This window comes from Leifsonia aquatica H1aii (genome assembly GCF_000633535.1).
GTDB classification, from domain to species: Bacteria; Actinomycetota; Actinomycetes; order Actinomycetales; family Microbacteriaceae; genus Leifsonia; species Leifsonia aquatica_A.
This window is the reverse complement of the sequence record NZ_AYMR01000018.1, coordinates 1-23,742: the sequence shown is the minus strand read 5'-3', so window position 1 is coordinate 23,742 and position 23,742 is coordinate 1. Positions and strand designations below refer to the sequence as shown.

The following is a 23,742-nucleotide window of genomic DNA, read 5'->3' as shown; positions in this document are numbered from 1 at the left end:
GGGCGGACGGCAGTGGCGGACGGAAGGCGACGATCCGGCTTCCGCCGCGGCCGTCAGACGGTGCGCCTCCGTCGCCCGCGGATCAGCAGCGCCCCCGTACCGGCGGCGACGAGCAACAGGGCCAGCGCACCCGCGACGACCGGCGCCGTGCTCCCGGTGTCGGCGAGGCCGCCTGCGGGATCCGTGCCGCTGCCGACGGAACCGGCGACGGCCGCCACCGTCACGCCGATGCTCCACAGTTCACCCGCTGCGGTGCGGACCACGAGCCGGTGGCTCCCGGCTGCCGCGTCCACCGGGACGGTGCCGGAGAGGACGATCGCGCCGCCGTCGCCGATCGCCGTAGCGAGGGTGACCGGCGTGGAGTGGAACTCGAGCGCATACTCCGTGCCCACGACGGTCGGGTCGACGGTGACGGTCACGGCGTCGCCGGGCGTGAGCACAGCGCCCTCCGCCAGCGGACGGCCCGCGGCATCGACGACGTCGGTCACGGCCGGGGCCGGTTCGGGGGCTTTCGCGCCGACCGTGACCGTGTTCGATGCCACCGAGGTCGTCGTGAAGCCGCCCGCCGTCGCGTTCACCGAGACACGGAGCGGGAGCCCTTCGTCGGCGGCCTGCGGCGTGTACGAGGCGTCGGCCGCGTCCGTCACGACGGCGACGCCGTCCACCAGCCAGGTGTACCGCAGGGTGGCGTCCGCCGGGTCGACCGTGACCTTCGCCGTGACCGGCTCGGCGACGCGAGCAGCGCGCAGGTCGGTGACGGCGAGGGCGATCCCGCGGTCGAGGGCGACCGTGTAGGTCGCCGTCGCTGTGCCGTCCTCGCTCGTCACGACCACGGTGCCGACGTGGCCGTTCCCGGCCGACGGCTGGGTGACGGCGACCCGGGCCTTCGCATCCACTGCGACCGCCGCGAGCGCCGGCACGGCCGCACCACGGGTGGCCACGGTGTACGCGGTCGTCCCGGTCGCGAAGCCCGCCACCGGCTGTCCGCCCACGGTGAGGGCGGCGAGGCCCGCGACCGCTCCCGCGCCGGCGGTGCGCGCGTAGATCTGCACCTCGGCGATCGTCATGTGCGTGTTCGGGTACGCCGTCATGACCACCCGGACCTTCGCTGTGTTGACCCCGCCGACGGGCACGTCGACGATCGGAGCGCTGCCGTCCGCCGGGACGGGGACGACGGTCGGCGAGCCCGGCGCGTCGATCCACGCGCCGAGTGCGTCCGCGTACTGCACCGTGAGCTGACTCGGCCAGCTCGTGGTCGAGCCGTCCTTGTACGCGTAGACGGTCACGTGGTTCACCGTCTGCGTGCCGCCGAGGTCGTAGGTCAGCGTGCTGGAGGTCGGCTTGTTCGTCGACACCCAGTTCGACCAGCCCTTGTCGGTCGTGGTGCCGTTCCGGGTGTTGTCGGCGGAGTAGCCGCTCTCGGTCGAGGTCGCCGTCGCCTTCGTCGCCTGGTCCGTCGCCACGTTCCGCTCCGACGGGGTGGTGACGATCAGGGACAACGTCGCCGGGAGGGACGGGGCGGCCGGATCGTTCGAGACGGCGACACCGGGCACCGTGACCACGCCGGGGTTGGCCAGCGCGGCGTCGGTGACGGCGGTCCAGTCCCACGTCACGGCGGCGTCGTGGGTCGCGCCGCTCGCGCCCACGTGGGCCGGGACGGTGGCGGGGGCCGCGGCACGCACCGCGGCCGCGGAGACGCCCGCGAAGGTCGTCAGCGACACCGGATCGGTGCGGCTGTAGCCTCCCACGTCCACCGTCGCGACGGCGGAGTCGAAGGCGTGCCCGAACAGATCGGTGCCGGAGCCACGGAGGGCGACCGTTCCCGGCACGCTCCAGTCGGCACCCGCGGTGTCCCAGGTCACGGCCACCGGCGAGCCCGCGCCGGAACGGTAGACCGGCACGACGGTGGACGGCAGGGAGGGCGCGCTTCCGGCGAGGGTCGCGACCGCGACCGGCTGGATCGACACGAGCTGCGTGTCCTGGATGGTCCACAGCTGATTCGCTCCGGTGTTCGAGCCGTACACGCCGACCGGTGCGTTCTCGGCCGTCGACTGGCCGCCCACGTCGAGCACCGAGCCGGCCGCCACACTCAGGAGGCTGTAGCGGGCCCCGTCGACCGTCGACAGCATCCACTGCGCCGACGGGTCGGAGGCGGCGGCACCGTCCGCGAGCAACCTCACCGCGGTGCCCGCGGAGGTCGCCGTCAGGTAGCGGCCGGAGCCGTCCTGCAGCGTGTAGCGCTCGGTGTTCGCAGCGCCCGAGGTGAGCGTGCGGACCGTCCAGGTCTGGCCTGCGGCCACGGTCGCCGTGGTGGCGGACGAGGTGATCGTCGCCGTCCCGGTCGCGCTCCCGGTCAGATTCTTGCCGCTCTGCACGCCGCGCAGCTGGTACGCGTGCCCGTCCTGCAGCGGGACGGCGGTCTCGGCGACCCCGCGCACGCCGCTCACGACGAGCGTCGTGACCGACTTCGCGGGCACGGTGACGCGCGCGGTCTTGGCCGCCGCGTCCACCGGGAGGGCCGCCTTCCGCACCAGGGCGTTCGCCGTCGGGTCGCTCGCGGGCGACTCGGTCGTGACGATCGGGGTGATCGTCGCGCCCGCGTCGATCGCGCCGAACTTCGACAGGTCGATGATCAGGTCCTCGGGTGCCGTGCCCGCGTTCGTGTGCACCAGCGTGACCGTGCTGCCGTCGGCGCCGAGGGCCGTGGTGGTGGCGGCGTTCGTCGACGGGATGATGTGGTCGCCCGGGCGGATGTAGTGCGTGAAGTTGCGCACCGTGTTGTACTTCGCGTTCGTCACGACCTTGCACGACGGGTCGGCGTCGCCGTCCGCCAGGCGCCGCACGGAGTTCCCGTCGGCGTTGCAGTCGAAGTCGATGTCGATGCTGCCCCAGTTGAGCTTCTCGACCTTCTGCATGTTGTAGTAGTCCTCGACGGGCTGCCAGAAGATCCACGCGCTCGGCTCCAGCTCGCGCAGGTCGTCCGTGATGCGCGTGGCCATGCCGATGCCGTTGTTGATGTTCGTCTGGTTGTTGACGCCCGTGCCGTCCCAGTCACCCTCGACCTCGCTCATCCAGAGGTCCTTGCCGGTGGCCTTCGCGACGTCGCGCACCTGGGTGCGACCGCTCGTGCCGTAGGTGTGCACGTTGAGCTGGTCGACGGCGGCCTTGGCCTGCGCCGTCCAGCCGTTCCAGTCGGTCATGAAGGTCGACGGATTGGTCTCATCCATCGCCGAGATGTGCGCGCCCGTGGTCGTGCCCGGCTTCGCCAGCTCGGCCTGGAGCGCCTTGATCACCGTGTCCTGCAGTGCGGGCCCCATGTGGGCGCCCTCCTGCCCGCCCTTCTTCGGCCATCCGGTGCTCGCGTCGATGTTCGTGCCCCAGTAATTGGTGTTGGGCTCGTTGAACGGGTCGATGCTGTCGAAGCCGATGCCGCTGGTCTGCTCGATGTGCTGGACGACGGTCTTCAGGTAGGTGACGTAGTCCGCGATGCTCGAGGTCTTCAGCTGGTCGCTGGAGGCGTTGAAGTTGCCCGAGACGTAGCCGCTGTTGGTCATGAAGTACGGCGGGGAGTTGCTGAACGCCTCCCACTTCGTGATCGTGTCCTTCAGCGCGTCCACCCACCAGCGCTGGGTGGCGTCGGCCGTGAAATCGTAGGAGGCGGGGTCGTCCGCATCCCACGCCGCCCCGAGTCGATCGCGGTCGGCGTAGCTGCTCGTGATCGCTCCCTGGGCATCCGTCGCCGTGACGTCCGGGTTCCACCAGCCGTCGACAGCGCCGCCTGCCCGCAGGTAGGGCGGGACGTCGGTCGCGTTGCCGCCGCCGACGTTGTAGCGGGCGATGTTGAGGTTGAGCCCGTCGGTGCCGAAGACCTTGTCGAACAGGTCCTGGCGCACGGCCTCTGGATAGCCGCCGGTCGCGTTGGCGAACCAGGCGAGGCTGGTGCCCCATCCTTCGAACGCGGCGTTCTGGTAGGCGGGGTTCGGGGTGATGGTGACGGCGGAGGCGGTGGCCGCTGCGGCGGTTTCCTGGCTGCCGGGGATGCTCGCGATGCTTCCGGCCGCGGCGAGGGAGCCGACGGCGAAGGAGGCGAGCAGCAGCCGTCGAAGACGTGACGACACTGTCAGGTGACCTTTCGATTCTGGTGATGTTGACGTCAACATGTTTACGTCAACATGGCAGAGTCTGGCGCACCCCTCCCGTCGAAGTCAACGGTCGATCGCGGAAATCCCCCGCGCCGGCAGCATGCATTCCCCCGGCGACATGCCCCGGGAACGTATGCGGCCCCGCGACCAGGAAGGTCGCGGGGCCGCAGGAAAAAGCAGGGGTTCGTTAGGAGGCGAGCACCTCGTCGAGCAGGCTGGAGGCCTTCTCGTCGTCGGTCTTCTCCGCCAGCGCGAGCTCGGAGATCAGGATCTGACGCGCCTTGGCCAGCATGCGCTTCTCGCCGGCCGAAAGGCCGCGGTCCTGATCGCGGCGCCAGAGATCGCGGACGACCTCCGAGACCTTGATGACGTCGCCCGACGCCAGCTTCTCCAGGTTCGCCTTGTAGCGGCGGGACCAGTTGGTGGGCTCCTCGGTGAACGGGGCTCGCAGGACCTCGAAGACGCGGTCCAGGCCCTCCTTGCCGATGACGTCGCGCACTCCCACGAGGTCGACGTTCTCGGCGGGGACCTCGATGGTCAGGTCACCCTGCGTCACGTTGAGCTTGAGGTACAGCTTCTCTTCACCCTTGATGATTCTTTTCTTGACCTCGGTGATCGTTGCAGCACCGTGATGGGGGTAAACGACGGTTTCGCCAACCTCGAAAAGCATAGATATGTTGTCCCTTCAGCAAAGAATAGGATACCACACGAGGCACATGCTAAGGTTCGCCCTCGCACCTCCCGAGGCCCCGAGACGCCCTCGCGCATAGGCTAAACTCGACTCGAATCTCCGCTTCCTGACAGGGCTGCACCGCGCCGTCGAGCGGAAACGATCGGGAGGGTCATCCAGTGAAAGCTCGAGTCGCGGCGTCCGTCGTCCTCGCCCTGACGGTTGCGTTCGGCACCGCGGGTTGCGGGCTCATCGCCCCGCAGGCCACCACGAAGCACTACGACGCGAGCGACGGCGTCAGCGGCAGCGTCGGCACCGTCGACGTGCGCAACGCCATCCTCGTCACCGACGCGTCGGGCGGCACGGTCGGCAGCCTGGTGGTCACCCTCGTGAACACCGGGACGAGCTCCCAGCGCGTGGCCGTGACCGGCGGCGACAAGAGCGCCGAGCCGGCCTACGTCACGGTCGACGCCGGCCAGACCAAGAAGCTCGGCACCGACCCGGCGTCCACCGCCGGCAACGTCTTCTTCACGCCCTTCACCGCCCTGCCCGGCAGCCTCTACCCCGTCTACTTCCAGTACGGCGACCAGACCGGCGTGCAGCTGCAGGTCCCCGTGCTCGACGGCGGACTCCCCGAGTACAAGGACCTCGTCCCGCCGGCCGCGCTGCCGACCGAGACCCCGATCCCGACCGAGACCCCGACGCCGACGGAGACCCCGGCGCCGTAGCCCGGACACCGCCCGCATACGACGAAGCCGCCCCTCATCGCGAGGGGCGGCTTCGTCGTGTGCGAGCCGGGCGGGGCTCGTGCGCGGCCCGGTCAGGCGTTGAACCGGTAGCCGAGGCCGCGCACGGTGACCAGCATCTGCGGCTCGGACGGGCTCTCCTCGATGCGCGAGCGGATGCGCTTGATGTGCACGTCGAGCGTCTTCGTGTCGCCGAAGTAGTCGCTCCCCCAGACCCGGTCGATCAGCTGGCCGCGCGTGAGCACGCGCCCGGCGTTGCGCAGCAGCAGCTCGAGCAGCTCGAATTCCTTGAGCGGCATGGATATCTCCGACCCGTTCACCGCGACGGTGTGACGGTCGACGTCCATGCGGACGGTGCCGGCCTCGAGGATGCCGTCGTCCTCGATCTCCTCGGCCTCGACCCGACGACGCAGCACCGCGCGGATGCGCGCGAGCAACTCCCGCGACGAGTAGGGCTTGGTCACGTAGTCGTCAGCGCCGAGCTCCAGCCCCACCACGATGTCCACCTCGGAGTCCTTGGCGGTCAGCATGATGATCGGCACGGTCGAGCGGGAGCGGATCTCGCGGCAGACCTCGGTCCCCGGGATCCCCGGGAGCATCAGGTCCAGGAGCACGAGGTCGGTGTCGCCCTTGTCGAACTCGGCCAGGGCGGTCGGGCCGTCCTCGGCCACGGTCACCTCGTAGCCCTCACGGCCGAGCAGGTACGCGAGCGGCTCGCTGAGCGCGGCCTCATCCTCGACGAGCAGGATGGATGTCACTGGTTCTCTCCTATCGGGGGACGAACGGTGGAAGCTTCGGGCAACCGGATGGTGAAGGTGGAGCCGCGTCCCGGCTGCGACCAGACGCGGACCTCGCCGCCGTGGTTCTGCACGGCGTGCTTGACGATCGAGAGACCGAGACCGGTTCCGCCGGTGTTGCGCGAACGGGCCTGGTCCACCCGGAAGAACCGCTCGAACACCCGGTCGAGGTCGTCCTCCGGTATGCCCTCTCCTTGATCGGTGACCGCGATCTCGACGACGCCGTCGAGGGTGCGCACGCCGATGCCGACCCGCGAGTCGTCCGGAGAGTACTGGATGGCGTTGGAGATCAGGTTGTCGACCGCGGTGACGAGCAGGCTCTCGTTGCCGAGCACCTCGGCCGTCTTCTCGCCGCGCATGGCGATCTCGATGCTGCGGGCCTCCGCCGCGACCCGGTTCTGGTCGATCGCCGCCTTGACGATCTTCGAGGCGGAGAGAGTACGGGCGTCCCCCAGGGCATCGGTGGCCTGCAGCCGGCTCAGCTCGATGATGTCGCGGGTGATGCGGGCCAGCCGTTCGGCCTCCTCGCTCAGCCGGTGCGCGAACCTCCGCACCTGCTCCGGGTCGTCCGACGCGCCGTCGAGCGCCTCCGCGAGCAGGCTGACGGCGCCGATCGGGGTCTTGAGCTCGTGGCTGATGTTCGCGACGAAGTCGCGGCGCACCGAGTCCAGACGGTACGACTCCGTGCGGTCCTCCGCCAGCAGCAGGATGTAGCGGGAACCGAGGCGCGCCACCCGCACGCTGAGGTGGATGTTCGCGTCGCCGAACGGCCCACGCGCCAACTCGCAGTCCTCGGTCACCGGTTCGCCCGTACGTCGCACGCGGTCGACCAGCTCGACGAGGTGCGGGTGCACGAGCGTTCCGCCCCAGACCAGGCCGATCGCGTGCGCGCCTGGCGAGGCCTTGATGACGTTGTTCGACGGATCGAGCACGACGCCGGCCGACTCCATCGCGTCCAGCACCTGGTCGACGCCGTCGGGCACCGCGGGGTTCACCACGGCCGCGGCATGGTCGCCCCGCCGGGCGGCGATGTGCAGGATCCACACGAAACCGGCGCCGACGGCGAGGCCGAGGCCCAGCGAGAGCAGCACCAACCAGGCGGAGTCCATGTCGCAAGCGTATGGGATGGCGGAACACGGGTCTGCCGCGTGCCCCATTCCGCCGCGTGTTTTCGCGGGTACGTTAAGGAGTGTTCAGGCTCAGGGCACCGACTGTTAACCTGATGCGGCGAACATCGTGAGCGGGGTCAGAAGACCCCCGCATCCCGCGTGCCCGCGCACGCCCAGGAAGGATCCAACACCCATGCGCGAAGTGTTCCAGCAGGAGCTGGCCGAAGTCCAGGACCGGCTCGTCGAGATCGCCGAGCTCGTCGTCCACTCGATCCAGCAGGCGACGCGGGCGTTCAACGAGTCCGACGTGTCACTGGCCGAGGACGTCATCGCCAACGACCACAAGATCGATGAGCTGACCGTCGTCCTCGACGAGCTCTCCATCCAGATCCTCGCCCGGCAGCAGCCGGTGGCCCGCGACCTCCGTATCGTCGTCAGCGCGCTGCGCATCAGCGCGTCCCTCGAGCGGATGGGCGACATGGCCGAGCACATCGCCCAGCTCGCCCGCTACCGCTTCCCGGACAAGGTGGTGCCGAAGGGTCTGCGCTCCACGTTCGCCGAGATGGGCCGGCTCGACGTCGCCATCGCCGAGAAGCTCGCCGAGCTGCTGCGCACCCAGGACATCCGGCTCGCGGACGAGATCCGCAACGACGACGACGACGTCGACGAGCTGCACGCCAGCGTCTTCGACAAGGTGCTCGGTGAGACGTGGAAGGGCCAGGCCGTCGACACCGTCGACGCGACGCTCGCCTCCCGCTACCACGAGCGCTTCGCGGACCACGCGGTCTCGATCGCGAAGAAGGTCCAGTACCTGGCGACCGGCGACTGGGCTCCCGAGCTCGCCTCCTGACCCAGGATCACCGCTGACACCAAGAACCGCCGAGCGGGCGAATGATCTGCCCGCTCGGCGGTTTTTCGTGTATTTCGTGCCTTCTCGGGGCTACTTCTTGCCCTGGGCGGCGACCGCGGCGGCGCCGGCGGCGGCGGCCTCGGGGTCGAGGTACCGGGCCGGCTCCGTCGGGCGGAAGTCCGCGTCGAGCGTGTAGACGAGCGGGATGCCGGTCGGGATGTTGAGCTCGGCGATGTCGTCGTCCGAGATGCCGTCGAGGTGCTTCACCAGCGCGCGCAGCGAGTTGCCGTGCGCGGTGACGAGCACCGTCTTGCCCTCCACGAGGCTCGCGGTGATGTCGGACTCCCAGTAGGGCAGCATCCGGTCGATGACGTCCTTGAGGCACTCCGTGCGCGGGAGGTCGCTGCCGAGCCCGGCGTAGCGCGGGTCGTGCGCCTGCGAGAACTCGCTGTCGTCGTCCAGCGGCGGCGGCGGGACGTCGAAGGAGCGGCGCCACAGCTGGAACTGCTCGGGACCGTACTTCTCGAGCGTCTCGGCCTTGTCGAGGCCCTGCAGGGCGCCGTAGTGGCGCTCGTTGAGGCGCCAGGACCGCTTCACGTCGATCCAGAGCCGGTCGGAGACGTCGAGCGCGTAGTTCGCCGTCTGGATCGCCCGGGTGAGCACGGAGGTGTAGAGGATGTCGGGCTGCAGGCCGGACTCGGCGAGCAGCTCGCCGGCGCGCTTGGCCTCGGTGACGCCCTGCTCGCTGAGCCGGACATCCACCCAACCGGTGAACAGGTTCTTCTGGTTCCACTCGCTGTTGCCGTGGCGGAGGAGGATCAAAGTGTAGGGCGCGGACATGCCTCCTAATCTACCGTGCCGGGTACGGCAGACTGGAGCGATGGCTTCCGGTGCGATCGGCACGGTGACGCGTGGCACGACCAACACCAACCGGCTGCGCCGCATCGACCGCTGGGTTGCGGCCCAGCCGGTCCTCCGCCGCGCCCCGGACCCCCTCGTCGTCGACCTCGGGTACGGGGCGAGCGGGGTGACCGCGCTCGAGCTGCAGCAGCGGCTCGCGAAGGCCCGGCCCGACGTCGAGGTCGTCGGCCTCGAGATCGAGCCGGCCCGCGTCCGCACCGCGACGGAGCAGCTCGCCGCCGTGCGGGAGGGGCGGACCGGGTTCGACCCGGGCGCGCGCATCCGCTTCGCGGTCGGCGGGTTCGAGGTGCCGCTCCCCGACGATCGCCGCGCGGCCGTCATCCGCGCGTTCAACGTGCTGCGGCAGTACGACGAGTCCGAGGTCGCGGCCGCCTGGAGCCGGATGCTCGCCCGGTTGCAGCCGGAAGGGCTGCTGGTCGAAGGCACCTGCGACGAGATCGGCCGCATCGCGAGCTGGGTCGCCCTCGACCCGTCCGGTCCGGTCTCGCTGACGGTGTCGCTCCGGCTGCGCGGGCTGGACGCACCCTCCATCGTCGCCGAGCGGTTGCCCAAGGCGCTGATCCACCGCAACGTACCCGGGGAGCGCGTGCACGTCTTCCTGCGGGAGCTGGACCGGCTGTGGCGCATCCACTCCCCCCTCGCGGCCTACGGCCCGTCGCAGCGCTGGATCGCCGTCGCTCAGGGGATGCGCGACGGCGGCTGGCCGGTGCTCGGCGGCCGCACCCGCTGGCGCCTCGGCGAACTCACGGTCGCCTGGTCCGCCGTCTCCCCCGCCTGACGTGCGCCGAGGGCCCCGCACATTCGTGCCGAATGTCGACTCTGGGCGCCGCTTTCGCGACATTCGGCACGAATGTCGCGCGGGGGTCAGGCGCGGGGGCGGCGGGTGACGGCGCCGAGGCGCGGGAGGTGCGGGACCTGGGCTTCGGCACCGGCGGCGGGAGGCACGACGACCTCCTGCGCGGCCGCGACGGGAGTGCCGTCCGCGTCGACCGTGAGCGTCGCGTCCGGCGCGGTGGAGCGCTTGACGACGGCGAGCGCGATCGGGCCCAGCTCGTAGTGCAGTGCGGTGGAGGTCACGGTGCCGACCTCCTTCTCGCCGAGCGAGACCGTGGCGCCGCGGGCCGGGTGCACACCCTCCGAGCCGTCGAGGTGCAGCATCACGAGGCGGCGCGGCGGGTGGCCGAGGTTGTGGACCTTCGCGACGGTCTCCTGCCCGCGGTAGCAGCCTTTGTCGAGATGGACGGCGCTGCGCAGCCAGTCGAGCTCGTGCGGGATGGTGCGCTCGTCGACCTCGGTCGCGAACCGCGGACGCCAGGCCGCGATCCGCAGCGCGTCGGCCGCGGTCGCGCCGGCGACGGCGAGTTCGCCGCTCTCGACCCGGGCGACGAGGGAGTCCAGGGCGTCGCGCGGGACCAGGCGCTCGCTCCACGTCCATCCGGCACCGGGATGCTCGCCCTGCGCGTACTGGTGGCCGCCGGCGGTCACGGCCCGCCAGGGGTCGTGCCAGATGAGGGGGACGCCGTTCGGAGCGGCGATCGGCAGCGGCGGGTCGCCGAGCGTGCCGATGGTGGCGAGGTCGGCGCTGCGGTCGGCGAGCTCCACGCGGAGCAGGAAGCGCATCCGGTCGAGCCACGACAGCAGGCCCTCGGCCTCGGGGCGGTCCACGAGCAGCCAGAGCGTCTCGCCGTCCTCGATCAGCCGGACGGCGTGCTCGACCCGGCCGGTCACGTCCAGCAGCAGGGTCTCGGACGACTCCCCGGGCTGCAGCCGGTTCACGGCCTGGCTGGTGAGGGAGTTGAGCCAGCTCAGCCGGTCCGGCCCGGTGATCGTCAGCACGGCGCGGTCGGAGAGGTCGACGATGGCCCGCCCGTCCGCGAGGGCGCGCTGCTCCCCGAGCGGGTTGCCGTAGTGCGCGGGAACGCCGGCCTGCGCCGTCGAACCGGGCACGGCGCCGGCGTCCACGGCTCCGGGGAGGTGCAGGAAGGGCGAAGCGGCCATCACTCCGCCTTGGCGAGGCGCGCCGACGCGTGCGTGCGCAGTTCCTGCCCGAGCGCGGCGATGTCCCACGCCCAGAGCAGGTGGTTCTCGACGAGGCCGTAGAGGCGGGTCGCCGCGGTGTACTCCTTCGCCCCGGCGGTGCGCAGCACGGCGTCGGTCGCGAGGTCGATGCGCGGGCCCTTGACCTGGCCGACGTAGACCTCGCTGACGCCGTCGGGGTGGATGACGGAGACGTCGAGGTCGAACGCGCCGTTGGAGTTGCGCAGCGTCTCGACGGCCTGCGCCGTGCCGAACGGGCGCGGACCGGAGCCCGGCAGCATCGCCGGCCCCTGGTCCCCCTCGATCAGCTTGCGACTGAGGCGCCAGTAGCCGGTCTCGGCGGCGAGCGGCGTCTTCTCCTCGTCGAGGATCCACGACGTCGACGAGTACTCGAGGTACGGCTGCCCGTCGTGGCTGAAGCTCACGCGCTGGCCGAACTCGAGCTCGGTGTGCTCCTCGCCGATGGCATAGTCGAGCACGCCGGTGCCCTCCCAGACCCCGAGGAGCCAGGAGAGCGGGACGAGCTCGGAGGGGAGGTCGGTCGGCAGGTCGATCATGTCGGGGCCGCTCCCCGGCCTAGCGCTGGCCGCGGAAGAGGTTGTAGACGACCAGTCCGGAGACGCCGAGGATGGCGAGCGTGGCCAGGCCCAGCAGGCCGACGAAGAAGAGTTCGAGAGCGACGAGCATAGGACGAGTCTATGTCAGCGGCGCGTCCCTGTCAGCGCGCGGGTCCGGCGCGGGCGACGCGTCAGCTCGCGGCGGAGACGATGCCGAGGATCGCCCCGGTGATCCCGAGGATGACGAAGCTGCCGGTCAGCGTCGCCGCCAGCCGGTTGACGAAGCCGTCTTTGCGCTGGGTGGCGAGCTGGGCGGTGAAGGCCAGGAGCACGCTCACACCGAGGGCGAGGGAGAGCCACGACGCGTAGGCCCGGTGCGGGGAGAACAGACCGATGAGCACCGCGAGCACGATCGCGACGGCCCAGACCGACCCGACACTGCCGTAGAGCGCGGCCCGCGGCATCGGCTCCGGCGTCTCGGCGGCCGCGGCGGGACCCTGCGGGTGCGGTCCGGGACCGGGCAGGTCGGGGCCGGGCGCGCCGTTCGCGATGTCGCTCATGTTCCCATTGTGCCCCGGGTGCGGGCTCCGGCGACGGTCGGAGCATGCATTTCGGGTAGCATTGCCGCACCGAGAGGGTGGAGGAACTGGGTGGCGCAGCTGTTGATCCTCACCTCTGCGCCGGACGTGGAGGTGCTCCCTTCGCTCGCCCTCCTCAGTCATCGCACCCGCCAGATCCCGGCCGAGCCGGCCGCTCTCGTGAACGCACCGAGCTGCGACCTCATCTTCGTGGACGCCCGGCGCGACCTCGCCAGCGCGAAATCCTTGTGCAAGATCCTCACCACCACGGGTGTGACCGTGCCGCTTCTGCTCATCCTCACCGAGGGCGGACTGACCGCGGTGAGCGCCGACTGGGGCGCCAGCGACGTGGTGCTCGACAGTGCGGGGCCCGCCGAGGTGGATGCCCGCATCCGGCTCGCGATCGGCCGCCAGACGCAGGAGCACTCGCAGAGCAAGATCCAGGCCTCCGGCATCACCATCGACGAGGCGAGCTACTCGGCCAAGGCGCACGGGCGCCAGCTCGACCTCACCTTCAAGGAGTTCGAGCTGCTCCGGTTCTTCGCGACGCATCCGTCGCGGGTGTTCACGCGCGAGCAGCTGCTCAGCGAGGTGTGGGGCTACGACTACTTCGGCGGCACCCGGACCGTGGACGTGCACGTGCGGCGGCTGCGCGCCAAGCTCGGCGACCTGGAGTCGCTCATCGGCACCGTGCGCAATGTCGGCTACCGGTTCAACGTCTACGACGACGACAACGACCGGGTGCCCTCCAGCGTCCACCACTGACCGGCGTGCATCGCGGGCCTGTGGAACGGTCGTTTATCCACCGTTAACCCCAGCCCGTCCCCGTCGTCGCAGGCGAGTGCCAAGATGGGGGGATGGACGCCGATGACATCCTCCTCGACAGCGGGCTGACCGGAAGCCTGGGCAGCGACTTCGACGACGACTTCGCGCCTTTCATCTACGAGCCCGATCCCGATCTTCCCGACGACCGGTACCTCGACCGCGAGATCAGCTGGCTGGCGTTCAACCAGCGCGTGCTCGAGCTCGCCGAGGATCCGCTGCTGCCGGTGCTCGAGCGCGCCAACTTCCTCGCGATCTTCGCCAGCAACCTCGACGAGTTCTTCATGGTGCGCGTGGCCGGGCTGAAGCGCCGCATCGCCACCGGCCTCGCCGTGCCGACGAACGTCGGCCGCGCCCCGCAGGACGTGCTCGCCGACATCTCCCTCAAGGCGCACGAGCTGCAGGAGCGGCACGCACGCGCATACCGCGAGCTCGTGGAGCCCGCGCTCGACGCGGCCGGCATCTCCGTCGTTCCGTGGAGCCAGCTCGACGAGGCCGACCGCGCGCAGATGCGCGAGGTGTTCTCGCAGCAGATCTTCCCCGTGCTCATGCCGCTCGCGGTGGACCCGGCGCACCCCTTCCCCTACATCTCCGGGCTCTCGCTCAACCTCTCCGTCCGGGTGCGCAACTCGCGCACGGGCAAGGAGCAGTTCGCGCGCCTCAAGGTGCCTCAGATGCTGCCCCGCTTCGTGCGCATCGACCAGCGCGAGGGACTCGGCGAGGTGCGCTTCATCCCCCTCGAGGACCTGATCGCGAACCACCTGGGCGACCTGTTCCCCGGCATGGAGATCCTCGACCACCACGTCTTCCGGGTGACCCGCAATGAAGACGTCGAGGTCGACGAGGACGAGACCGAGAACCTCATCCAGGCGCTGGAGCGCGAGCTGCTGCGCCGCCGGTTCGGTCCGCCGATCCGCCTCGAGGTCACCGAGGACATGGACGACCTGACGCTCGGGCTGCTCGTGCGCGAGCTCGACGTCACCGAGCAGGAGGTCTATCGCCTCCCGGCCCCGCTCGACCTCGGGGGGCTCTTCGACCTGGCCCGGATCGACCGTCCCGACCTGCACTACCCGAACCACGTGCCGACCACGGCGGCCCAGCTCATGCCGAGCGAGCCGAACGCCAAGCCGGACGTGTTCGCCGCGGTCTCGCGGCAGGACATCCTGCTGCACCACCCCTATGAGTCGTTCGCGACCAGCGTGCAGTCGTTCCTGGAGCAGGCCGCCGCCGACCCGCATGTGCTCGCCATCAAGCAGACCCTGTACCGCACGTCGGGCGACAGCCCCATCGTCGAGGCCCTGATCGACGCCGCAGAAGCCGGCAAGCAGGTGCTCGCCCTCGTCGAGATCAAGGCCCGGTTCGACGAGCAGAACAACATCTCCTGGGCGCGCAAGCTCGAGAAGGCCGGTGTGCACGTGGTCTACGGGCTCGTCGGGCTCAAGACGCACTGCAAGCTCGCGCTGGTGATCCGCGAGGAGAAAGGCGTCCTCAAGCACTACAGCCACATCGGCACGGGCAACTACAACCCGAAGACCTCCCGCATCTACGAAGACCTCGGGCTGCTGACGGCCGACGACCAGGTCGGCAAGGACCTCACCCGGCTGTTCAACGAGCTCTCGGGCTACGCGATCGAGAAGAAGTTCAAGCGCCTCCTGGTCGCGCCGCTGCACCTGCGCAAGGGGCTGCTCAAGCGCATCGACACCGAGCGCGCGAACGCCGCCGCCGGCAAGCCGTCCGGCATCCGGATCAAGCTCAACTCCATCGTCGACGAGGCGATCATCGACGCCCTGTACCGCGCCAGCCAGGCCGGGGTCCCGGTCGACCTGTGGGTACGCGGCATCTGCGGGCTCGTCCCCGGGCGGGAGGGCCTGTCGGAGAACATCCGCGTGCGCTCGGTTCTCGGCCGCTACCTCGAGCACTCGCGCGTGTTCTCATTCGTCAACGACGGCGACCCGCAGGTCTACATCGGCAGCGCCGACATGATGCACCGCAACCTCGACCGCCGCGTCGAGGCCCTGGTGCGTCTCACCTCGCCGGACCATCTGGCCGAGCTGGACGCGCTGTTCGACCTCGCCTTCGACACGCGCACGGCCTCCTGGTCGCTCGCCGACGACGGCGTCTGGACCCGCCATCACCTGGACGAGGAAGGAAAGCCGCTGATCGACCTGCAGAATAAACTCATGCAGCAGATCAGTCACCGTCCTCGCAGCCAGCGCACGGGAAGCAGGCGGTGAGCCAGGCCATCTACGCCGCGGGCGCCCTGTGCTGGCGTGTGGTGGACGAGCGGATCGTCGTGCTCGTCGTGCACCGCACGAAGTACGGAGACGTCACCATCCCCAAGGGGAAGGTCGACCCCGGCGAGACGCTGCCGCAGACCGCGGTGCGCGAGATCCAGGAGGAGACCGGCCTGTCGGTCGCGCTCGGTATCCCGCTCGGTATCTCCGCGTACCCGCTCGCCAGCGGCCGCGAGAAGATCGTGCACTTCTGGGCGGCCGAGGTCTCCGCCAAGGCGATCGAGCAGTCCACCTTCGTCCCGAACGGCGAGATCGCCGCGGTCGAGTGGGTCACGATCAAGAAGGCCCGCGGCTATCTGACCTATGAGCGCGACGTCGAGATCCTCGATGCATTCGAGGGCTTCGTGCGCCAGGGCATCACCTCGACCTTCTCCCTCGTGGCCCTGCGGCACGGCAAGGCCGAGCCGCGCGGCGGCTGGGACGGCTCCGACGCGTCCCGCCCGCTCACCGACCGCGGCGTCAAGCAGGCCGCCGGCGACGTACCCACCCTGCTCGCCTGGCGGCCCAAGCGGATCATCACGAGCGACGCCGTGCGCTGCGTCGCCACGGTGGCGCCGCTCGCGGCCGCGACCGGCATCCAGCCGCACCGCACCCACGACATCAGCCAGGACGCCTACGAGGAGGGGCGTGGCGACGTCCGCGCCGTCGTCGGCAAGCGCGTGCGCGCGGGCAAGAACGCCGTGCTGTGCAGCCACGGCCCCGTACTGCCCGAGATCCTGCGCGAGATCGCCCTCGCGACGGGGACGATGCCCGGCGCCTATCTGAACGACGCCGCCGACCTCGACACCGGCGGGTTCTCGGTGGTGCACCTCTCCGCTTCGAATCCGGCCTCCGGCATCATCGCGATCGAGACGCACGCTCCCGCGGTGGCGTGACGACCGGCCCCGTGCCGGTGTCGCCGGTCCGTGCCGGGTGTCGCCGGTCCGTGGGAGTGTGAGGCGATGACCTCCTCCGACCCCGCCCCGTCGTCGTCCTGGCGGGAGGCGGTCGCGCGCCTCTCGCGCCCGGCGACGGAGGACGGCACCGGTGGAGCGACCGCCGCGCTCCACTTCGAGCTGCGGCAGCTCGTCCGCCGGCCGGCGGACCGCTGGCAGCGATCGAGCTCGCGCACGGTGCCGGCCGAGCCCGGATCGGACGCCCCCGTCGTCCTGGCCGTGCGCCCCGCGCTGCTCGGCGCCTCGGGACGCTGGAAGACCTCCGGCATCAGCTGGGGCAGCATCCCGTACCACGTGCATCGACTGTCCCTCACGCGCGATCAGACCCGATGGTTCCACCAGGTGGCGGCGTTGCAGCGCTCGACGCCGGTTCCGCTCGGCGACGACCCCGATCGCATCCTCCTCGACGACTACGAGAGCCCCTTGCTCTGGGAGCTGCTCGCCCGGGCGGACGATGCCGGGATCGAGCTCGTCACGGGCGCCGCGGGCGGCTCGGTGCAGCTCGGGCGCGAGGCGGATGTGCTGCTCGACGCGAGCGTGGGCGACGGCGGGCTCGACCTGGAGACCGTCGTCCTGTTCGACGGCGAACGCCATCCCCCCGGATCGGTGGGGCGGATCGGCGACCACGGCCTCTACACGGTGCGCTGGGCCCCCGCGCCGCAGATCCTCCTCGCCCCGAGCACCGCACCGCTCACGGCCGAGCAGCAGTCGGTGCTCGACCGCCCGCTGCCCCGCGTTCCGGCCGCGGAGGCCGACGAGTTCCTCCAGGAGGTCTACCCGGCCCTCCGCCACGCGATCGCCATCGAGAGCGCCGACGAGAGCGTCGCCTTCCCGCGCATCGACCCGCCGACCCTCGCGCTGGTCGTCGAGCACCGGCCGAACGCGTCGGTCGAACTGCACTGGGAATGGCTCTACCGGGTGGGTTCCACTCGCTCGCGGCGGCCGACGGACCTCGAGCCCGCGCCGGGGCAGTACAGCGACCCGGTCGCCGAGGCGCGCTGCCTGGCGCTGATCGGCCGCGACCCGCTCCCCGACGGCCTCGTCGCCGGCGTCCCCGCCGCGCTGCGTGACGTCGACGCGCTCGACTTCGTCGAGCAGACGCTCCCGCGCCTGGCCGCCCGGGGCGACCTGCGGATCCGCGAAGTGGGCGTGCGCCCGGCGATCCGGGCCGTCACCGACGCCCCTGAGTTGACGATCACCGTGATGCCCGGCGACGACGCCGACTGGTTCGACCTGGGGGTCATCGTCCGGGTCGAGGGCCGCGACATCCCCTTCACACCGCTGTTCGAGGCGTTGTCCCGCGGCGCGAAGAAGCTTCGGCTCGTCGACCACACCTATCTGCGGCTCGATCTGCCGGTGTTCGACCGGCTGCGCGAGATCATCCAGGACGCCTCGACCTTCCCCGAGTGGGAGACCGGCGTGCTGCGGCTCAACCGTCACCAGGCCGCGGTCTGGGAGGAGTTCGAGGAGCTCGCCGATCACACCGAGCAGGACCCGTCCTGGCGTGCGACCGTCGCGGGGCTGCTCGCCCTGGCGGCCGGCGACGATCCCCTCGACGGCGCACCGCCGCCCGCCCCCGCCGGCACCGTCGCGCTCCGGCCGTACCAGGAGCACGGCCGTCGCTGGCTGCACTTCCTCTGGCGGCACGGTCTCGGCGGCATCCTGGCCGACGACATGGGCCTCGGCAAGACCGTGCAGACGCTCAGCCTCATCGCCGACGCCGTGGCCGCGCGCCCGTCCAATGCTGCGCCCGCGCCCTTCCTCGTCGTCGCTCCGGCCTCCGTCGTCGCCAATTGGGGGTCGGAGGCCGGACGGTTCACCCCCGGGTTGACGGTGGCCACCCTGAGCTCGGGGGTGCGGAGCGTCTCCCGGCTGCGGGAGGCCATGGCGGGGGCCGACCTGATCGTCACCTCGTACGCCCTCTTCCGGCTCGACGCGGAGCGCTATGCGGAGCTGGACTGGGCGGGGCTCGTGCTCGACGAGGCGCAGGTCGTGAAGAACCGGCAGTCGCTCATCCACCGGTGCGCCCGCGACTTCCCCGCCCCGTTCAAGCTCGCCATCACCGGGACGCCGCTCGAGAACGACCTCCTGGAGCTGTGGGCGCTGTTCGCGATCGTGGCGCCGGGGCTGCTGCCTCCGGCGCACCGCTTCACCCAGCACTACGCCCGGCCGATCGCCGCCCGGGAGGAGGTCGCGGCCGCGCGGCTGGAGACGCTGCGCCGTCGCGTGCGCCCGCTGCTGCTGCGCCGGACGAAGGAGCAGGTCGCCCCCGAGCTGCCGGCGCGCCAGGAGCAGGTGCTGACGGTCGAGCTCGCGCCGAGCCATCGCCGCGTCTACGACGCCTACCTGCAGCGGGAGCGCCAGAAGATCCTCGATCTCGTCGACGACCTCGATCGTCAGCGGTTCACCGTGCTCCGCTCGCTCACGCTGCTGCGGCGGTTGAGCCTCGACGCCTCCCTCATCGACACCACGGACGACCCGCACGGGGAGTTCGACGACATCCCGTCGAGCAAGCTGGACGCGCTGCTGGAGCAGCTCGCGGATGTGCTGGCCGAGGGGCATCGCGCACTGGTGTTCAGCCAGTTCACCAGCTACCTCGCGAAAGCGGCCGAGCGGCTCGCGACCGCCGGAATCGCGTACGCGATGCTCGACGGGTCGACGCGGCGACGCTCGGAGGTCATCGACGGCTTCCGCGCCGGTTCCGCGCCGGTCTTCCTGATCAGCCTCCGCGCGGGCGGTGTCGGCCTGAATCTGACCGAGGCGGACTATGTGTTCCTGCTCGACCCGTGGTGGAACCCGGCGGTGGAGCAGCAGGCCATCGACCGCACCCATCGGATCGGCCAGACCGCACCGGTCATGGTCTACCGCCTCGTCGCCGCCGACACGATCGAGGAGAAGGTGATGGCGCTGAAGGCCGAGAAGGCCCGGTTGTTCGACGCGGTGCTGGACGGCGGAACCGGCTTCGATGCGGCCCTGACGCCCGACGACATCCGGGCCCTGCTCGCCTGAGCGCGCCGCGCGGCGCACCCATGCCCGCACACGATCGGGCCCCGGATCGCCAAGACAACACCGCTCGTTCACCTTTTGTTTACCGTTGCGGGGGACGCTGGTCAGACACCGGGAATAGCGTCGCACGCGGGTCGCACCGACCCCGTCCTGTTGTTACTGATCCCCGGAAGGGACAACTGTGAAACTGAAGCGTCTTGGCGCTCCTCTGGCCGTTCTGGCCGCTGCCGCCATCTCTCTGACCGCGTGCGCGTCGAACGAGGGCAGCACCCCGTCGACCACGTCCGCCGCGCCTTCGAACCTCTCCGGCACGCTGAACGGCATCGGATCGTCCGCGCAGGGCGCTGCGCAGACCGTCTGGGCCGCCGGCTTCCAGGAGGCCAACCCCAAGGTCACCGTCAACTACGACCCGCAGGGTTCGGGCGCGGGCCGCAAGTCCTTCATCTCCGGTGCCGCTGACTTCGCCGGCTCCGACGCCGCGCTCAAGACCGAGGAACTCGCCTCCGACTTCGCGGGCTGCGCCGCGGGCAGCAAGGGCATCGACCTCCCCGTCTACATCTCCCCGATCGCCATCGCGTACAACGTCGACGGCGTGAAGGACCTCAAGCTCGACGCCGACACGATCGCCGGCATCTTCTCGGGCAAGATCACCACGTGGGACGACGCCAAGATCAAGGACCAGAACTCGGGCGCCTCGCTCCCGTCGGCCCCGATCACCGTCGTGCACCGCTCCGACGACTCGGGCACCACGCAGAACTTCACCGAGTACCTCGCGGCGAACGCTGCGGACGTCTGGACCGCTCCCGCGTCGCAGACCTTCCCGTTCCAGGTCGGTGACGCCGCCAAGGGCACCTCGGGTGTCGCGGACGCCACGAAGAACGCCAAGAACTCGATCACCTACATCGACGAGTCGGGCTCGGCCGGTCTGTCCATCGCCCAGCTGAAGGTCGGCGACACCTACACGAAGCTGAGCGCCGACGGCGCTGCCGCCGTCGTGGCCGCCTCCCCCATCGCCGACAGCCGTGAGGCCAACGACCTCGCCATCGCGATCGACCGCAAGGCCGACAAGAAGGGCGACTGGCCGCTGGTCCTCGTCTCCTACATCATCGCCTGCCAGCAGTACAAGGACGCTGCCAAGGCCGACCTGGTGAAGGGCTACGTCGACTACATCGTCAGCGCGGACGCGCAGAAGGCCGCCGCCGAGCAGGCCGGCTCCGCCCCGCTCGCGACCGACCTCGCCGCCAAGGTGAGCAAGGCCGCCGCCACCATCAAGTAACACCCCGGCCGCTCGGCCCGGGCTGCGACCGCAGCCCGGGCCGAGCGGTACGTCTCCCCTCCCTCACCGCAGCCCGCGGGAAACCCGATGAGAGAAAGCCAGGAATGACCGCCGGAACCGTAGGAGCAATCAGGCCGAAGGCGAAGGTCCGCGCAGGCGACCGCGTCTTCTCCACGAGCACCATCGTCGCGGGGTCGCTCATCCTCGCCACGCTCGCCGCAGTGGGCCTCTTCCTCATCATCCAGAGCATCCCGGCACTCTTCGCCGGGGCGGGTGAGCTGCCCAACAACGCCACCAACTTCTGGGCGTGGGTGTGGCCGCTCGCCTTCGGCACCATCTGGGCGGCCGTGATCGCCCTCCTCATCGCCACGCCGTTGTCGATCGGCATCGCGCTCTTCATCTCGCACTACGCGCCCCGCCGCGTGGCGCAGACGCTGGGCTACATCATCGACCTGCTCGCCGCGGTCCCGTCGGTCGTCTTCGGCCTCTGGGGCATCGCGACGCTGGCCTCGTTCGTCCAGCCCTTCTATGTCTGGCTCGGCGACAACCTCGGCTGGATCCCCTTCTTCGCCCCGCCGGTCTCCGGCACAGGCCGCACGATCCTCACCGCCGCGATCGTCCTCGCGGTCATGGTCATCCCGATCATGACCGCCATCTGCCGCGAGATCTTCCTGCAGACCCCGCGCCTGCACGAAGAGGCCGCGCTCGCACTGGGCGCGACGAAGTGGGAGATGGTCCGCATGGCCGTCCTCCCCTTCGCCCGCAGCGGGATCATCTCCGCGATCATGCTCGGCCTCGGCCGCGCGCTCGGCGAGACCCTGGCGATCGCGATGGTGCTGTCGCCGGCACTCGTCGTCAAGTTCGCGGTCCTCCAGGCGCAGAGCCCCAACACGATCGCCGCGAACATCGCCCTCCAGTTCCCGGAGGCCACCGGTGTCGGCGTCAACGCCCTCGTCGCCTCCGGCCTGGTGCTCTTCGTTGTGACGCTCTTGATCAACATGCTCGCCCGCTACATCGTCAACCGCCGCAAGGCCTTCTCGGGAGCGAACTGATGGCCGCCACCACCGCCACCGCCGCAGGGCCGCGCCCGCTGGCGAACAGCTATACCGCCGGCAAGCTGCCCGGATGGAGCCCCTGGGCGATGCTCGTCGCGTCCTGGGTCGTCTTCGTCGCGATCTTCGCGATCCTCGCCGCCAGCGGCGCCACGAAGGAATTCAACATCGTCGGGGCCGTCTTCTTCGGAACCGTGCTCTTCGACGTCGCGATCTACGTCACCTCGCTCCTCGTCGAGGGGAGCCGCAAGGCGAAGGACCGCCTGGTCACCTCGCTCGTGGCCACGGCGTTCATCATCGCCCTGCTCCCGCTGATCTCCCTCGGCTGGACCGTGATCGCCCAGGGCCTCGCCCGCTTCGACGTCCAGTTCTTCTCCGAGTCGATGCGCAACGTCATCGGCGCGGGCGGCGGCGCCCTGCACGCCATCATCGGCACACTGCTCATCACGGCGATGGCCGCGGTCATCTCGGTGCCGATCGGACTCCTGACCTCGATCTACCTGGTGGAGTACGGACGCGGGATGCTGGCGCGCGGCATCACGTTCTTCGTCGACGTGATGACGGGCATCCCCTCGATCGTCGCCGGTCTGTTCGCCTACGCACTCTTCGCCCTGATCTTCGGCCCGGCCGTGCGCAACGGCTTCATGGGCTCGATCGCCCTCTCGGTGCTGATGATCCCGGTGGTCGTGCGCTCGAGCGAGGAGATCCTGCGGATCGTCCCGAACGAGCTGCGCGAGGCCTCCCTCGCCCTCGGTGTGCCGAAGTGGCTGACCGTCGTGAAAGTGGTGCTGCCGACGTCGCTCGCCGGCCTGGTCACCGGGGTCATGCTCGCCATCGCCCGTGTGATCGGCGAGACGGCCCCGCTGCTCATTGTCGCCGGGTTCACCACCAGCGTGAACTACGACCTGTTCAGCGACCGGATGATGACCCTTCCGGTGTTCGTCTACACCCAGTACACCCAGGCCGCCGGACTGCACGCGCAGGACTCGATCGACCGGGCCTGGACGGGCGCCCTCGCCCTCATCATCATCGTGATGCTGCTGAATCTCGTCGGTCGCATCATCGCCAAGGTCTTCGCCCCCAAGTACGGCCGCTGATCCGGTTACCCGAGACAAGGAACATACACGTGTCCAAGCGCATCGAAGTCAACGACCTCAACGTCTTCTACGGCAAGTTCCACGCCGTCGAGGATGTCTCCCTCACCATCGAGCCGCGGACGGTGACCGCCTTCATCGGCCCTTCCGGCTGCGGCAAGTCCACCTTCCTCCGCACGCTCAACCGCATGCACGAGGTGATCCCGGGCGCCTATGTCGAGGGCGACGTCCTGATCGACGGCAACAACCTCTACGGCCCGGGCGTCGACCCGGTGCTCGTCCGCCGCCAGGTGGGCATGGTGTTCCAGCGCCCCAACCCCTTCCCCACGATGAGCATCCGCGAGAACGTGCTGGCCGGGGTGAAGCTGAACAACCGGCGCATGTCGAAGTCGGAGTCGGACGAGCTGGTGGAGAAGTCCCTGCAGGGGGCCAACCTGTGGAACGAGGTCAAGGACCGCCTCAACCTCCCCGGCTCCGGACTCTCGGGCGGACAGCAGCAGCGCCTCTGCATCGCCCGCGCGATCGCGGTCTCCCCCGACGTGCTCCTGATGGACGAGCCGTGCTCGGCCCTCGACCCGATCTCGACCCTCGCCATCGAGGACCTGATCGAGGAGCTCAAGAACGACTACACGATCGTGATCGTGACCCACAACATGCAGCAGGCCTCGCGCGTCTCGGACCGCACCGCGTTCTTCAACATCGCGGGCACCGGCAAGCCGGGCAAGCTCATCGAGTACAACGACACCAACCAGATCTTCTCGAACCCGAGCGTGCAGGCCACCGAGGACTACGTCTCCGGCCGTTTCGGTTGAGCTGACCTCGCGCGGCCGAGCAGTCGCCGAGCACACGAAAAGTG

At 70.2% G+C, this 23,742-nt stretch carries 19 protein-coding genes; 11 read left to right on the top strand and 8 right to left on the bottom strand.

All coding sequences use genetic code 11. The features are described from left to right. Positions 1 to 53 precede the first annotated feature (53 nt). Together U870_RS23720 and U870_RS0116005 are read right to left on the bottom strand one after the other, a co-directional pair. Entirely contained in the window at positions 54 to 4,118 is a 4,065-nt protein-coding gene (locus tag U870_RS23720; protein ID WP_025158392.1) for an RICIN domain-containing protein, read from the bottom strand. A 211-nt stretch (positions 4,119 to 4,329) separates the two neighbouring features. Continuing rightward, positions 4,330 to 4,812 carry a CarD family transcriptional regulator gene (locus U870_RS0116005; protein ID WP_021763858.1) on the bottom strand — a complete coding sequence of 161 codons (483 nt, stop codon included), beginning with the start codon at positions 4,810 to 4,812 and terminating at the stop codon, positions 4,330 to 4,332. Between the two features lie 179 nt (positions 4,813 to 4,991). Between U870_RS0116005 and U870_RS0116000 the strand changes: the two genes are divergently transcribed. Beyond that, on the top strand, positions 4,992 to 5,540 hold the full coding sequence (locus U870_RS0116000; RefSeq protein WP_025158391.1) for a hypothetical protein: 549 nt from the start codon (positions 4,992 to 4,994) through the stop codon (positions 5,538 to 5,540). A 92-nt stretch (positions 5,541 to 5,632) separates the two neighbouring features. Here U870_RS0116000 and U870_RS0115995 read toward each other — a convergent pair whose 3' ends face one another. Both U870_RS0115995 and U870_RS0115990 read right to left on the bottom strand, forming a co-directional pair. Continuing rightward, entirely contained in the window at positions 5,633 to 6,316 is a 684-nt protein-coding gene (locus tag U870_RS0115995; RefSeq protein WP_025158390.1) for a response regulator transcription factor, read from the bottom strand. Continuing rightward, the gene (locus tag U870_RS0115990; protein ID WP_025158389.1) at positions 6,313 to 7,464 is read right to left on the bottom strand and encodes a sensor histidine kinase; all 1,152 of its coding nucleotides are present in this window, start codon (positions 7,462 to 7,464) and stop codon (positions 6,313 to 6,315) included. Before U870_RS0115990 ends, U870_RS0115995 begins: the two co-directional genes overlap by 4 nt. Before the next feature lie 193 nt (positions 7,465 to 7,657). Between U870_RS0115990 and phoU the strand changes: the two genes are divergently transcribed. Next, positions 7,658 to 8,314 carry a phosphate signaling complex protein PhoU gene (gene phoU, locus U870_RS0115985; protein WP_025158388.1) on the top strand — a complete coding sequence of 219 codons (657 nt, stop codon included), beginning with the start codon at positions 7,658 to 7,660 and terminating at the stop codon, positions 8,312 to 8,314. A gap of 90 nt (positions 8,315 to 8,404) precedes the next feature. On the opposite strand, the gene U870_RS0115980 is transcribed toward phoU, so the two are convergent. After that, positions 8,405 to 9,154, bottom strand: a complete 750-nt coding sequence (locus tag U870_RS0115980; RefSeq protein ID WP_025158387.1) for a phosphoglyceromutase — start codon at positions 9,152 to 9,154, stop codon at positions 8,405 to 8,407. Between the two features lie 40 nt (positions 9,155 to 9,194). On the opposite strand from U870_RS0115980, the gene U870_RS0115975 reads away from it, so the two are divergent. Beyond that, entirely contained in the window at positions 9,195 to 10,013 is an 819-nt protein-coding gene (locus U870_RS0115975) for a class I SAM-dependent methyltransferase (protein WP_025158386.1), read from the top strand. 86 nt (positions 10,014 to 10,099) lie between these two features. Here U870_RS0115975 and U870_RS0115970 read toward each other — a convergent pair whose 3' ends face one another. The 3 genes from U870_RS0115970 to U870_RS0115955 form a co-directional block, all read right to left on the bottom strand. Further along, a complete protein-coding gene (locus U870_RS0115970) occupies positions 10,100 to 11,233 on the bottom strand; it encodes a YgfZ/GcvT domain-containing protein (protein WP_025158385.1) in 1,134 nt (377 codons plus the stop codon). Beyond that, positions 11,233 to 11,829 (bottom strand): FABP family protein, encoded by a 597-nt coding sequence (locus U870_RS0115965; protein WP_025158384.1) that lies wholly within the window; start codon positions 11,827 to 11,829, stop codon positions 11,233 to 11,235. The genes U870_RS0115970 and U870_RS0115965 overlap by 1 nt, the downstream gene beginning before the upstream one ends. Before the next feature lie 191 nt (positions 11,830 to 12,020). Further along, a complete protein-coding gene (locus U870_RS0115955; RefSeq protein ID WP_025158382.1) occupies positions 12,021 to 12,389 on the bottom strand; it encodes a hypothetical protein in 369 nt (122 codons plus the stop codon). Positions 12,390 to 12,479: 90 nt separating this feature from the next. Here U870_RS0115955 and U870_RS0115950 point away from each other — a divergent pair, with 90 nt between their 5' ends. From U870_RS0115950 to pstB, 8 genes are all read left to right on the top strand, one after another. Beyond that, the gene (locus U870_RS0115950; protein ID WP_025158381.1) at positions 12,480 to 13,172 is read left to right on the top strand and encodes a response regulator transcription factor; all 693 of its coding nucleotides are present in this window, start codon (positions 12,480 to 12,482) and stop codon (positions 13,170 to 13,172) included. 92 nt (positions 13,173 to 13,264) lie between these two features. Beyond that, complete coding sequence (locus tag U870_RS0115945; RefSeq protein WP_025158380.1) at positions 13,265 to 15,463, top strand: RNA degradosome polyphosphate kinase; 2,199 nt, start codon at positions 13,265 to 13,267, stop codon at positions 15,461 to 15,463. Further along, entirely contained in the window at positions 15,460 to 16,398 is a 939-nt protein-coding gene (locus U870_RS0115940) for an NUDIX hydrolase (protein WP_025158379.1), read from the top strand. Before U870_RS0115945 ends, U870_RS0115940 begins: the two co-directional genes overlap by 4 nt. A 66-nt stretch (positions 16,399 to 16,464) precedes the next feature. Continuing rightward, complete coding sequence (locus U870_RS0115935; RefSeq protein ID WP_025158378.1) at positions 16,465 to 19,467, top strand: DEAD/DEAH box helicase; 3,003 nt, start codon at positions 16,465 to 16,467, stop codon at positions 19,465 to 19,467. A 178-nt stretch (positions 19,468 to 19,645) separates the two neighbouring features. Beyond that, on the top strand, positions 19,646 to 20,740 hold the full coding sequence (gene pstS, locus U870_RS0115930; RefSeq protein WP_025158377.1) for a phosphate ABC transporter substrate-binding protein PstS: 1,095 nt from the start codon (positions 19,646 to 19,648) through the stop codon (positions 20,738 to 20,740). Positions 20,741 to 20,844: 104 nt separating this feature from the next. Continuing rightward, positions 20,845 to 21,792 (top strand): phosphate ABC transporter permease subunit PstC, encoded by a 948-nt coding sequence (pstC, locus tag U870_RS0115925; RefSeq protein ID WP_025158376.1) that lies wholly within the window; start codon positions 20,845 to 20,847, stop codon positions 21,790 to 21,792. Next, positions 21,792 to 22,889 carry a phosphate ABC transporter permease PstA gene (pstA, locus tag U870_RS0115920; RefSeq protein WP_025158375.1) on the top strand — a complete coding sequence of 366 codons (1,098 nt, stop codon included), beginning with the start codon at positions 21,792 to 21,794 and terminating at the stop codon, positions 22,887 to 22,889. The genes pstC and pstA overlap by 1 nt, the downstream gene beginning before the upstream one ends. Positions 22,890 to 22,918: 29 nt before the next feature. Further along, positions 22,919 to 23,698, top strand: a complete 780-nt coding sequence (gene pstB / locus U870_RS0115915) for a phosphate ABC transporter ATP-binding protein PstB (RefSeq protein WP_025158374.1) — start codon at positions 22,919 to 22,921, stop codon at positions 23,696 to 23,698. The last annotated feature ends 44 nt before the right edge of the window (positions 23,699 to 23,742 follow it).

Excerpts from the sequence above, each read along its gene's own strand:
- U870_RS0116005 (WP_021763858.1), bottom strand. The coding sequence starts at position 4,812 with ATGCTTTTCGAGGTTGGCGAAACCGTCGTTTACCCCCATCACGGTGCT.
- U870_RS0115990 (WP_025158389.1), bottom strand. The coding sequence starts at position 7,464 with ATGGACTCCGCCTGGTTGGTGCTGCTCTCGCTGGGCCTCGGCCTCGCC.
- phoU (WP_025158388.1), top strand. The coding sequence starts at position 7,658 with ATGCGCGAAGTGTTCCAGCAGGAGCTGGCCGAAGTCCAGGACCGGCTC.
- U870_RS0115980 (WP_025158387.1), bottom strand. The coding sequence starts at position 9,154 with ATGTCCGCGCCCTACACTTTGATCCTCCTCCGCCACGGCAACAGCGAG.
- U870_RS0115975 (WP_025158386.1), top strand. The coding sequence starts at position 9,195 with ATGGCTTCCGGTGCGATCGGCACGGTGACGCGTGGCACGACCAACACC.
- U870_RS0115970 (WP_025158385.1), bottom strand. The coding sequence starts at position 11,233 with ATGGCCGCTTCGCCCTTCCTGCACCTCCCCGGAGCCGTGGACGCCGGC.
- U870_RS0115965 (WP_025158384.1), bottom strand. The coding sequence starts at position 11,829 with ATGATCGACCTGCCGACCGACCTCCCCTCCGAGCTCGTCCCGCTCTCC.
- U870_RS0115955 (WP_025158382.1), bottom strand. The coding sequence starts at position 12,389 with ATGAGCGACATCGCGAACGGCGCGCCCGGCCCCGACCTGCCCGGTCCC.
- U870_RS0115945 (WP_025158380.1), top strand. The coding sequence starts at position 13,265 with ATGGACGCCGATGACATCCTCCTCGACAGCGGGCTGACCGGAAGCCTG.
- U870_RS0115935 (WP_025158378.1), top strand. The coding sequence starts at position 16,465 with ATGACCTCCTCCGACCCCGCCCCGTCGTCGTCCTGGCGGGAGGCGGTC.
- pstC (WP_025158376.1), top strand. The coding sequence starts at position 20,845 with ATGACCGCCGGAACCGTAGGAGCAATCAGGCCGAAGGCGAAGGTCCGC.
- pstA (WP_025158375.1), top strand. The coding sequence starts at position 21,792 with ATGGCCGCCACCACCGCCACCGCCGCAGGGCCGCGCCCGCTGGCGAAC.